This is a genomic window from Salinicola halimionae, assembly GCF_003206065.1.
Taxonomy (GTDB): Bacteria; Pseudomonadota; Gammaproteobacteria; order Pseudomonadales; family Halomonadaceae; genus Salinicola; species Salinicola halimionae.
On record NZ_PZJQ01000004.1, the window covers coordinates 981261 to 992808 of the forward strand.

11 protein-coding genes are annotated in these 11548 nt (G+C 60.7%); 8 read left to right on the forward strand and 3 right to left on the reverse strand.

Annotation, left to right across the window (positions count from 1 at the left end):
• The first annotated feature begins 22 nt into the window (after nt 1-22).
• Nucleotides 23-1396 carry a UDP-N-acetylmuramate:L-alanyl-gamma-D-glutamyl-meso-diaminopimelate ligase gene (gene mpl / locus DOM27_RS10235; protein WP_110655897.1) on the forward strand — a complete coding sequence of 458 codons (1374 nt, stop codon included), beginning with the start codon at nt 23-25 and terminating at the stop codon, nt 1394-1396.
• Nucleotides 1380-2033 (forward strand): flavin prenyltransferase UbiX, encoded by a 654-nt coding sequence (locus DOM27_RS10240; RefSeq protein ID WP_110655898.1) that lies wholly within the window; start codon nt 1380-1382, stop codon nt 2031-2033. The genes mpl and DOM27_RS10240 overlap by 17 nt, the downstream gene beginning before the upstream one ends.
• A gap of 59 nt (nt 2034-2092) precedes the next feature.
• On the opposite strand, the gene DOM27_RS10245 is transcribed toward DOM27_RS10240, so the two are convergent.
• Genes DOM27_RS10245 through DOM27_RS10255 form a run of 3 tightly spaced genes read right to left on the reverse strand, consistent with a single transcriptional unit; the run spans nt 2093 to nt 5246 of the window.
• Nucleotides 2093-3499, reverse strand: a complete 1407-nt coding sequence (locus DOM27_RS10245) for a bifunctional DedA family/phosphatase PAP2 family protein (RefSeq protein WP_110655899.1) — start codon at nt 3497-3499, stop codon at nt 2093-2095.
• Complete coding sequence (locus tag DOM27_RS10250; protein ID WP_157956748.1) at nt 3496-4419, reverse strand: diguanylate cyclase domain-containing protein; 924 nt, start codon at nt 4417-4419, stop codon at nt 3496-3498. Before DOM27_RS10250 ends, DOM27_RS10245 begins: the two co-directional genes overlap by 4 nt.
• The gene (locus DOM27_RS10255) at nt 4410-5246 is read right to left on the reverse strand and encodes a hypothetical protein (protein ID WP_110655901.1); all 837 of its coding nucleotides are present in this window, start codon (nt 5244-5246) and stop codon (nt 4410-4412) included. Before DOM27_RS10255 ends, DOM27_RS10250 begins: the two co-directional genes overlap by 10 nt.
• A gap of 249 nt (nt 5247-5495) precedes the next feature.
• Here DOM27_RS10255 and DOM27_RS10260 point away from each other — a divergent pair, with 249 nt between their 5' ends.
• From DOM27_RS10260 to rodA, 6 genes are all read left to right on the forward strand, one after another.
• Entirely contained in the window at nt 5496-6779 is a 1284-nt protein-coding gene (locus DOM27_RS10260) for a glutamate-5-semialdehyde dehydrogenase (RefSeq protein WP_110655902.1), read from the forward strand.
• A gap of 52 nt (nt 6780-6831) precedes the next feature.
• On the forward strand, nt 6832-7488 hold the full coding sequence (gene nadD, locus DOM27_RS10265; RefSeq protein WP_245392713.1) for a nicotinate-nucleotide adenylyltransferase: 657 nt from the start codon (nt 6832-6834) through the stop codon (nt 7486-7488).
• Nucleotides 7489-7553: 65 nt separating this feature from the next.
• Nucleotides 7554-7931 carry a ribosome silencing factor gene (rsfS, locus tag DOM27_RS10270; protein ID WP_110655903.1) on the forward strand — a complete coding sequence of 126 codons (378 nt, stop codon included), beginning with the start codon at nt 7554-7556 and terminating at the stop codon, nt 7929-7931.
• Nucleotides 7928-8395, forward strand: a complete 468-nt coding sequence (gene rlmH, locus DOM27_RS10275; protein ID WP_110655904.1) for a 23S rRNA (pseudouridine(1915)-N(3))-methyltransferase RlmH — start codon at nt 7928-7930, stop codon at nt 8393-8395. Before rsfS ends, rlmH begins: the two co-directional genes overlap by 4 nt.
• Nucleotides 8396-8500: 105 nt before the next feature.
• A complete protein-coding gene (gene mrdA, locus DOM27_RS10280; protein WP_110655905.1) occupies nt 8501-10396 on the forward strand; it encodes a penicillin-binding protein 2 in 1896 nt (631 codons plus the stop codon).
• Entirely contained in the window at nt 10386-11528 is a 1143-nt protein-coding gene (rodA, locus tag DOM27_RS10285) for a rod shape-determining protein RodA (protein ID WP_110655906.1), read from the forward strand. Before mrdA ends, rodA begins: the two co-directional genes overlap by 11 nt.
• Nucleotides 11529-11548: the final 20 nt, after the last annotated feature.

Here is an 11548-nt window from a genome sequence, read left to right on the forward strand (position 1 = left end):
GGAGTGTGGTGGAGAGAGTGGTATGCACGTTCACGTAGTGGGGATCTGTGGAACTTTCATGGGTAGTCTGGCGCGTCTGGCGACGGCGCTGGGTTATCGCGTTACCGGCTCGGATGCCAATGTCTACCCCCCGATGAGTGTCCAGCTCGAGGAAATCGGTATCGAGTTGATGGAAGGCTATCGCGCCGCCAACCTGGAGCCGACGCCCGATCTGGTCATCGTCGGTAACGCGCTTTCGCGCGGTAATCCGGAAATCGAAGCGTTACTCAACGCCAAGCTTCCTTACCTTTCGGGGCCGCAGTGGCTGGCGGAGCATGTGCTGCCCGGTCGCAAGGTGCTGGCCGTAGCCGGAACGCATGGCAAGACGACGACGGCCAGCATGCTGGCCTGGATACTCGAAACGGCAGGGCTGAAACCTGGATTTCTGATAGGTGGCGTGCTGGGCAATTTCGGTCTTTCCTCTCGTCTTTCTGCACCCGGTGCGCCTTTCGTCGTTGAGGCGGACGAGTACGACACGGCGTTTTTCGACAAGCGCTCGAAATTCGTTCACTACCGCCCCGATGTCGCCGTCCTTAACAACCTCGAGTTCGATCATGCCGATATCTTTCCCGACTTGGCGGCTATCGAACGCCAGTTCCACCATTTTGTGCGAACCGTACCCGGCAATGGCGGGTTGGTGGTTGCCGATGGCGAACCGGCGCTGGAGCGAGTCCTGGCGCAGGGTTGCTGGACGCCGGTTCAGCGCTTTGGGGAACGCTCCGGAAGTGACTGGCAGTTGGTGCCCGATCCCGATGACAGCCGTGCCTTTACGGTGGAATATGGCGGTGAGCGTCATTCGGTACGCTGGGGATTGAGCGGTCGGCATAACGCTGCCAACGGCGTGGCGGCACTGGCAGCGGCCAATCAATTGGGTGTGTCGCTAGTCGACGGCTGCCAGGCCTTGGCGACATTCAAGGCTCCCAAGCGGCGTCAGGAAGTGCGCGGTGAAGTGGCCGGTATTCAGGTGCTGGATGATTTTGCTCATCATCCGACGGCGATCGCGCTGACCCTCGAAGGACTACATCGGGATCGACACGGCGGTCGGCTGCTGGCGGTGATCGAACCGCGCTCCAACACCATGCGCCAGGGCACCATGAAAACGCGTCTGGCCGACAGCGTGTCGACGGCCGAGCGTGTCTGGTGGTATCAGCCTCCCGGGCTTGACTGGTCACTTGCCGAAGTCGTGGCTCGACATTCTGCCAGCCTGGTCGAGAGCGACCTTGAGACATTGATCGTTCAGATCGTCGACACGGCCTCGCCAGGCGATCGGATCGTGGTGATGTCCAATGGTGGATTTGGCGGTATCCACGACAAGCTGCTGCACGCACTGGAGGTCCGTCATGGCGCTACACGCTGATTCCACGTCTCGGACGCATTATTCCACTCCACCCTATGCTGCTCCGGTTGCTGTGGCGCTGACCGGCGCTTCCGGGGTGCAGTATGGATTACGACTGATCGAATGTCTGGTCGGCGCGGGGCATGAAGTTTATGTGATGGTCTCGAAGGCTGCTCATCGCGTGATTGCGGTTGAGACCGAGATCGAGCTGCCGGCACAACCGGATCGATTGGCGCAGGATCTGAGGGTGCGATTCGGCGCTGGAGAGGGGCAGATTCGCTGTTTCGGAAGGGAAGATTGGATGGCCCCCGTAGCCTCGGGTTCCGGAAACTGGCAGGCGCTCGTGATCTGCCCTTGCTCGACCGGCACGCTCTCCGCCGTTGCCTGCGGGGCCAGCAATAACCTGATCGAGCGTGCTGCGGATGTGGCGCTCAAGGAGCGGCGACAGCTGATCCTGGTGCCCAGAGAGACACCGCTGTCGGCGGTGCATCTCGATAACATGCTCAAGCTCACGCATATGGGCGCCGTCATGCTACCCGCAGCACCGGGATTCTATCATCGGCCGGACAGCGTCGAGGCGATGATCGATTTCATCGTCGCCCGTATTCTCAACCAGTTAGGTATCGCTCAAACTCTGATGCCCCGCTGGGGGGACTAAGGCGTGTCCGCGTAAAAAAGATGGCGATGGATAGTAGACGGTAGTCGAGGGCAGGAGAGTCAGACGGGGGCGAAGACGACCACGCGTCCGGCCTCCAATGCCAGCGAGGCGATGCACAGCCAGACCCAGGGTGGCATGTCGCGGTCGGGCCGCTGAAAATGCTGGTAGCTGATGCGGGTCAGCGCACAGACCGTGAGCCCGAGCAAAGCGCCTCCGATTAGGTCGCTTGCCCAATGGACGCCAATCACAAGCCTCGACAACGCCATGGGCACGCAGACGACAATTCCTAGCCAGTAGGCATATCCGCGGTACCGTTGCGGCATTACCTGGGCGGCGAAAGCTGCCGTCAAGCCGACCACAACCACAATGGTCGAGGTATGGGCGCTGGGATAAGACATCGAACCGGTCAGGTAGTCTGGAGTGTCTGGCCGCGCCCGGCCGGCGAGATCCTTGAATACAGTATTGCTGACCGCGATGAGACCCAGGGCACCTGCGATATGCAGTAGTCCAGCGAAACGTTTGGCGTAAAGCAACCACAGTAGCCAAGGCGCCATCAGCACGCTGATGCCCAGCGCATCGCCTATCTCTGCCAGCGTCTCGCTGGTTCCGACCAGCCAGCTGCGCTGCAGCAGTTTGGCGAGGGAATGGATCTGTTGATCCATGGGCAGCGGCCCGTTGTGCATCAGCACCCATGCCGTCCAGACGACCAGGGCAATCAGGCTTGTCAGCAACAGCGACAAGGACGCCAGAGGAAATTCATTCGCGGGCGGAGGCGAGCAAAGCGCGTTCCATCCTCGAGCCATCAAGGGGCTTCGGGTCATGCGTTTTTCCAGCCAACGATGCAAGCTTCCGTCCCCGCTGAGCTGATAGCGGAGGGTCGAGAACAGTAGCGCCAGGGCCACTACCGACAGCGACAGCGTCAGCAACCAACGTTCGGCCCCGTGCGGAAGTTGCATCAGTTCTTCCCACGAACGACCCAGCAGGTAGCCGGGCAGCAGGTAGACGGGAGCCCAGGCCAAAGCGGAGACGAAGTTGACGAGGACGAATCGCCTCGTAGGCATCGACAACATTCCCGCGATCATCGGAATGAACGGACGCACGGGGCCGATGAAACGGCCGATGACCACGGAGAGAATGCCAAATCGCTGGAAGAATTCGTTGCCTCGGCTCAACCACTCGGGATGCTGCTTTAGCGGCCACCAATGCGGTATCCGGCGGCGTTGCGTTCGGCCTAGCCAGAAACTGAGATTGTCACCGATGAATGCGCCAACGATACCGGCGATCAGCACCAGCCAGACCGAAATATCGTCGTGGCCGGCGATCGATGCCGCGGCGCCCAGCAGTACGACGCCGGGGACCACGATACCGACGACGGCCAGCGATTCGATCAACGCTACCGCCAGGATGATGACGAGTAGCGGTCCTGGTGGTGGGGCGAGAGAGTATAGCCAGTGGGTGATATTCAAGCGTGAGGTTCCAGCAACTTGTTGGCGGCGGCTTCGAGGCGTTGTAAAAAACGTTCAGCACTTTCATCGGCCTGCAATGTACACACCCGGCTATAACTTTCCAAAGACCCGATTTCAGGATGGGTAATCGCGGTGACTGCATCCGAGAGCCTTTTGGCAGCTGCGATAGCGCCAGGTTCCGCGGCATTGGGCAACATCAGCCAGAAAACGTTGGCACGGTGCTCGCCGAGGAGGTCGCTCTGACGACTGTTGTTGGAAACCACGTCGCTGAAACTCGCCGACAGAATTTCGCGCAAGTGGCTACCGAACTGGTCACTGGCCTGATCCAGCTGCGGAATATACACGACAAGGACGCTCAGCGGCCGGTGGAGCTCGGTCGCCCTGGCGACTTCGATTTTCAGGCTTTCTCTGATGCCGGTGCCGGAAAGCCGCCTGTCTCGGCGCCACGGAGTGAGCGTGAAGCGCGATGCAGGGGAAGAGCGATCCAAAAACACGGTCAAAACGGCGGCGGCGAGCGTCAACCACCAGCCGAGCGCCAGATTGAAAAGCGTCATTTGCGCGTCGCCGAGCAGATAAAGCAGGGCCGGCACGATCGCCAGTGACAGTAGCAGGGCCGGCAGGGGCGTCAGCAACAGGAAGCTGAGAGTGACTGAGAGGCCCAGCCATAGCATGGGCGTCGCGCTGCCTGGTGCCTCCACGGCGCACAGGATCAGTCCGCCGACCAGAAGCAGACGGTCGGCCAATGTCTCGCCAAGATGGCCAAGCCATTGCAACGGTATCGCAATCAACAGCGCAATCGCGAGTAACGTGGGCGGCAGGATCAGGTCGTAATGACGCATCAGGTGTTCCCACAGCGCGAGCCCTATCAGTAACCCCAGTGTGAGTAGTTGTGCGCCCAGCTTATAGCGGCTCAATGCCACGGTTGCATCTCCGAAACCCGCATGGGCGGCTTGCTGTGGTAGCTGGTAAAGCGGTCGCCGATCTCTGCCAGGGGGGTCGAGGAGATCTCGCGCTGTGGAGCGATGGCATATTTCAACTGCTGTCGGCGTAGGTAGGCGGCCTCGGCGTGGTTGGCTACCAGGATGACCGCGACGCCGTAGTCGTTAAGGCGGTAGGCACGTTCGTATGGCGCCAGTTCCTGGCGAAGACAGCGACATAGCTGATCCATATCGCTAGCCGTGGAGCGAGCGCAGCCATAGAGGGCGACCTCGCTATGCAGTGCTTCGCGTTCGGATCGCTTCAATTCATTTTGAATATCGGCGTCGAGTTGGGCAGGAGGAAGCAGCCATCCGGACGTCGTGTGAGGCGGTGCCGCCGTCGAAAGCCTTTGTCGTTCCAGACACAGAAGCCATACGATCGCCAACGAGGTGCTGGCGACGATCGCGGTCGGCACCGGTAAGGTCAAACCGATGTCGGCCACGCTCGCCACGTAGGCTGCCACGTTAAGGGCTACCCCGACTCGCCCAGTCAGACGCGATAGACATAAGGGTAACAACCATAGCCAGAGACTGGCTTCAGTGTGGTTCGTTGCAAGCATCAGGGCACATAGCAGGATGATCGCGACCGGAAACCAGCGCGAGACTCGCGAAGAAGATGAGCGGATCAGCAAGGTCGCGAAGATGGCGCCACTTAGCCAGGCAATCGCTCTGACGGCCTCTTCGGCCAGCCAGCCCGTGAGCAGGGCAAGCAGCAGGGTCAATGCCAGGAGAGTTTGGGTGCCGCCGAGGCTTTTGTACTTGCTTTGCATGGTGGCTTATATTGGACCGATTGCGAGTGACAGGCGCGGTTAGTGGCTCACTATCGCATGTGCCGTGACTGACCGTATAGCCTGAATACGCCCGACTTGAACCGCGATGAACGACAACGGGATATCGTATCACCGGGACCTGACTTTCTCTTGTCGCTCTTCGCCTTTGTCGAGAGACTTCGGATCTCGACCTCTAGTCGAGCCAGAGCGGGTTACCATCGAGCCATCATCAAGACGGAATAGTACACCATGCAGCAGAGTGCGACCGCCCAGGTCGAGGATATCGTCCAGTACATGCAGACGTTGGGGCAACAGGCCCGGGCCGCCAGCGCGGCTTTGCGACGCGTCGACAGCGGGCGCAAGAATGCCGCCCTCGAAGCTATCGTGACTCGTTTGGATGCGGCGCGCCCCATGCTGGCGCTGGCCAATCAGCAGGATCTGCAGCAGGGTCGCGACAACGGCCTGAGCGAAGCGTTGCTGGATCGTCTGGCACTGACCCCTGAGCGAATCGATGCCATGATCAGCGGTGTCCGTCAGGTGGCAGCATTGGCTGACCCGATCGGGCAAATCGAGGGTCTCGGCTATCGGCCGAGCGGTATTCAGGTCGGCCAGATGCGGGTGCCGCTGGGAGTGATCGGCATCATTTACGAGTCGCGCCCCAACGTGACCGTCGAGGCGGCCAGTCTCTGCTTGAAATCGAGCAATGCCTGTATCCTGCGGGGCGGTTCGGAATCAGCGGCCAGCAATGCCGCGATCGCCGAATGCATTCGGCTGGGGCTCGAGGATGCCGGGCTTCCCGCGACTGCCGTCCAGGTGGTGGCGACGACGGATCGTGCCGCGGTGGGAGCCTTGATCACTATGCCGCAGTTCGTTGACGTCATCGTCCCGCGCGGCGGCAAGTCATTGATCTCCCGCGTCGCCAGCGAGGCCACCGTACCGGTCATCAAGCATCTCGATGGCATCTGTCATGTCTATATCGACGCCGCTGCGGATCTCGGCAAGGCGGTCGCGATCGCTGACAACGCGAAGACCCAGCGCTACTCGCCGTGCAATACCATGGAGACATTACTGGTGCACGTCGACATTGCCGCGCAGGTACTGCCGCGCTTGGCGGCTATCTATCGCGAGAAGGGCGTCGAAATGCGCGGGTGTTCGCGTACGCAAGAGTGGATCGGCGATGCCGTCGCGGCCTCGGAGGCAGACTGGACGACGGAGTATCTGGCACCGATCCTGGCGATCCGGGTCGTCGACGACTTCGATCAGGCCGTCGACCATATCAATGCCTACGGTTCCCAGCATACCGATGCGATCGTGACCGAAAATCTGACGTTGGCCCGGCGGTTCCTGGTCGAGGTCGATTCCAGCTCGGTCATCATCAATGCCTCGACACGCTTTGCCGATGGCTTCGAATACGGCTTGGGCGCCGAGATCGGCATTTCGACCAACAAGCTTCATGCCCGCGGCCCGGTCGGGCTCGAGGGGCTGACAACCCGAAAATATGTCGTCTTCGGTGATGGTCATGTGCGAGGTTGAATTGCAAGCTCCCCTTCTTGAAGATCAAGACGCGTCCATTCCCCGTATCGCCATGTTGGGGGGGACGTTCGATCCGGTTCATCTGGGGCACCTGCGCAGTGCCGTCGAGCTGGGCGAGGCGCTGGCGCTTGACGCGGTACATATGATTCCGGTCCATGTGCCGCCGCATCGACAGGCCCCGGGTATTTCAGCAGAACACCGTCTGGCGATGCTGGAAGCCGGTATTGGCAGTACCCCGGGGCTGGTGGCGGACGATCGCGAAGTGCGCCGCGCCGGTCACTCGTACTCCGTCGACACGTTGGCGTCGCTGCGTGCAGAGTGGGGTGATCAGGCCCGACTGGTCATGGCGGTTGGTCATGACGCCTTTCTCGGGCTTCCCGATTGGCATCAGCGTGAGCGTCTGTTGTCGCTCGCGCATATCGTGGTGATCGACCGGCCCGATCATGAAGCACCACTGGAGTCGGAGTTGGCGGCGCTGATCGAAGGGCGGGAGGTGTCGACAGTGGAGGCGCTGATGGCGGCGCCGGGTGGCAATCTGCTGCGACTGCGGTTGCCTAGCCGGATGGCCATCGCCGCGACCGACGTGCGTCGACGCCTGCAGCGGGGGCTCAGCGTGCGCTATCTGCTCCCCGAGGCCGTCGAGCGCTACATTGACAACCAGGGTCTCTATCGCGAGCCCAGGGCTGGCGTTCAGAGGTTATCCGAGTAAAATGCGCGTCTCTCGGATTCCGGGAGACGCGATTCCCCGTTCAAGGGGTTATATAACGAGGAGCTATGCAGACAGATACGCTTAAATCATTGGTGGTGGAAGCGCTCGAGGAGCTGAAGGCTCGCGATGTGGTCGAGTTGGATGTGGCCGCATTGACCAGCGTGACCGATGTCATGGTCGTTGCGAGCGGAACCTCCTCTCGCCATGTCTCCGCGCTCGCTGACAACGTGGTCGAGAAGGCCAAGGACGCCGGACTGCGCCCGCTGGGTATCGAGGGGCAGCAGGGTGGTGAATGGGTGCTGGTCGATCTGGGTGACGTGATCGCTCACGTGATGATGCCGGAAACCCGTCAGCTCTACGACCTGGAGCGTCTCTGGGCAGACTTGCCCACCGATGCACAGCGGTCGGCGGAAACCACGGATCGGCAAGAGCTTCGCGGATGAAGATTCGACTGCTTGCCGTTGGCTCGCGCATGCCGGCGTGGGTCGAGGCGGGCGTCGAGGAGTATCGCAAGCGGTTGCCGCGTGAAATGCCGTTCGAGGTCGTCGAAATTGCGCCGGGGGCTCGCGGCAAGAATGCGGATGTCGCGCGGGCGATCCAGGCCGAAGGCGATCGGATGCTGGAAAAGCTGCGTGATCAGGAACATATCGTGGCGCTGGAGGTCAAAGGTGTGTCCTGGACCACGGAGCAGCTGGCCGAACGCCTGTGTGCGTGGCGCCAGGAAGGACAGGACATCGCACTGGTGGTCGGCGGCCCCGAAGGGCTGGACCCCCGTGTGGTTGCCCGCGCTCGACAATCCTGGTCACTGTCTGCATTGACCTTGCCGCATCCGCTGGTGCGAGTCTTGCTGGCGGAACAGTTCTATCGTGCCTGGTCATTGCTCGCAGGCCACCCGTATCACCGTTGATCCAGAGAGTCAGTCGCTTGTTTCCACTTGACGCCACCGAAAGCGACGCCCTTGAACGCTGCGCCCGTTCTAAACCATGCGTCGTGCTGAATCGCTGTTATCGTCATGCGTAAACGTCGGGAAAACGTCAAGAATCACGAACGCGAGGTTCGTGTTTTCCGTAATCGTTCGCTAGTTGCGGTACTGATCATCGTGTTGATGGCAGGAAGCCTTCTTTCCCGATTGTTCTACCTGCAGGTGATCGAGCACGACGTCTTTATTACCCGCTCCGACAGCAATCGTATGCGAGTCGAGCCATTACCTCCACGGCGCGGTCTGATCTATGACCGTAACGGCAAGCTGCTGGCGGAAAACCGTCCGACCTACAACCTCACCATCGTGCGTGAGCGTGTCGACGATCTCGATACCACATTGCAGCGTCTGATCGATATTCTCGATCTGCCCGAGAGCGAAGTGGATGCCTTTCGCGCGCGTTCTCTTCAGCGCCAGCGTCCCTACCAGCCAGCGCTATTAATGAGCGATCTGAGTGAAGATCAGATCGCACGTCTGGCGGTGAACCGCTACCTGTTAACCGGGGTCGAGGTAGAGGCGCAATTGATGCGTTATTATCCTGATCCGATCGTGATGTCGCACGTGCTGGGTTATGTCGGACGCATCAACACCGATGAATTGGCCGAGCTGGATCCGGGCAACTACGCAGGCACTCACTTCATCGGCAAGACGGGAGTCGAGTCCACCTACGAGGACCATCTGCATGGCAAGGCCGGTCTGCGCAAGGTCGAGACCAACGCCCGTGGGAGAGTCTTGCGCGAGCTGGATCGGGACCCGTCTGTGCCGGGCAAGGACATCGAACTGACCATCGATAGTCGCCTCCAGCACATGGCCTACGATCTGCTGGACGGCCGGCGGGGCGCAATCGTCGCGATTCAGCCCAAGACGGGCGATATCCTCGCGATGGTCTCGGCGCCGGGTTTCGACATCAACAAGTTCGTGACCGGGATCTCTTACAAGGACTATCGGGCCCTGCAGGACAATCTCGATCTGCCGCTCTATAACCGCGCGGTTCGTGGCCAGTATCCGCCGGGATCTACCATCAAGCCATTCGAGGCGCTGGGAGCCCTGCAGAATAGGGTAGTCAAGCCCAATGACATCATTTACGACCCCGGCTATTTCCAACTGCCCAACGATACGCGGCGCTACCATAACTGGCTGCGTTGGGGGCATGGCCGTGTCGATCTCGAGCGAGCGCTGGAAGTTTCCAACAACACCTACTTCTACACCATGGCTTACCGGCTGGGTATCGACCGGCTCTCGACCATCATGCACCAGTTCGGTTTTGGCGAGATCACCTCGTTGGATGTCCAGGGCGCCTCGCCGGGCCTGATGCCATCGCGGGAATGGAAACGCGACAAATACAACCAGGTCTGGTATCCCGGCGAAACTCTATCCGCGGGTATCGGCCAGGGATATTTCATGGCAACACCGTTGCAACTGGCGGCAGCCACCGCGACGCTGGCCAATCACGGGCATTGGGTACGACCTCATCTGGCCAAGCGCGTCGGTGATGAGGCTATCGAGCCGCCGTTTGCGGGTACCAAGCCGGATGTCCAGGTTGATCAGGCACGCTGGTGGCAGGACGTCTACCGCGGCATGGAGGCGGTTCTCCACGGTTCCGAAGGGACCGCGCGCAAGGTTGGAGCAGGCATGCAGTACGAGATGGCGGCCAAGACCGGCACGGCTCAGGTCTTTTCGTTGGGCCAGAATCAGAAGTACGACGCCGACGAGCTGACCGAGCGTCTGCGCGATCATGCCCTTTTTATCGGGTTCGCTCCTGTCGAAGATCCTCAGATCGCGATCGCCGTCATCGTCGAGAACGCCGGCGGCGGGGTGTCCGGGCTCGGCCGTGAGCTAACCGATGCCTGGTTGCTGCCTGATAGCGCGCTGGAACCGCAGCCGGGCACCACCGTCAATGAAGAAGTCGAGAGTATCGATGGCGATTGATTTTCAACGCGTTGCACCGCGAACGCAGCGAGCGCGGGTGGGTCGTAAGCGCTCGCTATGGCTGCGACTGCATCTCGATCCATGGCTATTGGCGATTCTGCTACTGCTGATCTCGTTCGGATTGGTCGTACTCTACAGCGCCAGTGGCATGTCGGCGTCGACGACGATGGCCCAGGCCATTCGCATGGGTGTAGCGCTGGTGGGCGCGGTCGTGATAGCGCAAATTTCACCTGGTATTCTCTTTCGCTGGACGCCCGTGGCTTACGGTGCCGGTCTGTTGATGCTCGTCGCCGTGGAGATCATGGGTGATATCGGCATGGGGGCCCAGCGTTGGCTGGAGATCGGCCCGTTACGGTTTCAGCCCTCGGAACTGATGAAAATCGCCATGCCGATGATGCTGGCAGCCTATCTTCACCGCCGGCCATTGCCACCGACCTGGCGCGACCTGGTGGTGTGTGCCGTGATCGTCGGTATTCCGGTACTGCTGATTGCACGCCAGCCGGATCTGGGGACCTCTTTGCTGGTCACCTGTGCGGCGGTATTCGTGATTCTGCTGGCGGGTCTTTCCTGGAAATTCATTCTCGCCCTGGTCGGCATGGCGGGAGCGGCGATGCCGCTGCTGTGGATCAACATGCACGACTACCAACGTCAGCGGGTGTTGACCTTTCTCAACCCGGAAAGCGACCCACTGGGCGCCGGATGGAACATCATCCAGTCCAAGACGGCGATCGGTAGCGGCGGTATCGAGGGCAAGGGCTGGGGTTTGGGAACGCAATCCCAGCTTGAATTTCTGCCCGAGCGTCATACCGACTTCATCGTCGCGGTGCTCGGTGAGGAGTTCGGCCTGATCGGCATGACTACCATTCTGGTGCTCTACCTGCTGCTGGTCTCGCGCGGGCTGGTGATGGCCAACAACGCGCAGGATACCTACGGGCGCCTGTTGGCCGGCAGCATCGTTTTGACCTTCTTCATTTACGTCTTCGTGAATATCGGCATGGTGACCGGCATTCTTCCCGTTGTCGGGGTGCCGTTACCGCTGGTCAGCTACGGCGGGACCTCCAGCGTGACCTTGATGGCCGGTTTCGGTATTCTCATGTCGATCCACACGCACCGCCGGCTATTGACACACTAATGGCGGAAGAGTCGCAGGCA

Coding starts and splice junctions, on each gene's coding strand:
- mpl (WP_110655897.1), top strand. CDS start 23: ATGCACGTTCACGTAGTGGGGATCTGTGGAACTTTCATGGGTAGTCTG.
- DOM27_RS10240 (WP_110655898.1), top strand. CDS start 1,380: ATGGCGCTACACGCTGATTCCACGTCTCGGACGCATTATTCCACTCCA.
- DOM27_RS10255 (WP_110655901.1), bottom strand. CDS start 5,246: ATGCAAAGCAAGTACAAAAGCCTCGGCGGCACCCAAACTCTCCTGGCA.
- DOM27_RS10260 (WP_110655902.1), top strand. CDS start 5,496: ATGCAGCAGAGTGCGACCGCCCAGGTCGAGGATATCGTCCAGTACATG.
- nadD (WP_245392713.1), top strand. CDS start 6,832: ATGTTGGGGGGGACGTTCGATCCGGTTCATCTGGGGCACCTGCGCAGT.
- rsfS (WP_110655903.1), top strand. CDS start 7,554: ATGCAGACAGATACGCTTAAATCATTGGTGGTGGAAGCGCTCGAGGAG.
- rlmH (WP_110655904.1), top strand. CDS start 7,928: ATGAAGATTCGACTGCTTGCCGTTGGCTCGCGCATGCCGGCGTGGGTC.
- mrdA (WP_110655905.1), top strand. CDS start 8,501: ATGCGTAAACGTCGGGAAAACGTCAAGAATCACGAACGCGAGGTTCGT.
- rodA (WP_110655906.1), top strand. CDS start 10,386: ATGGCGATTGATTTTCAACGCGTTGCACCGCGAACGCAGCGAGCGCGG.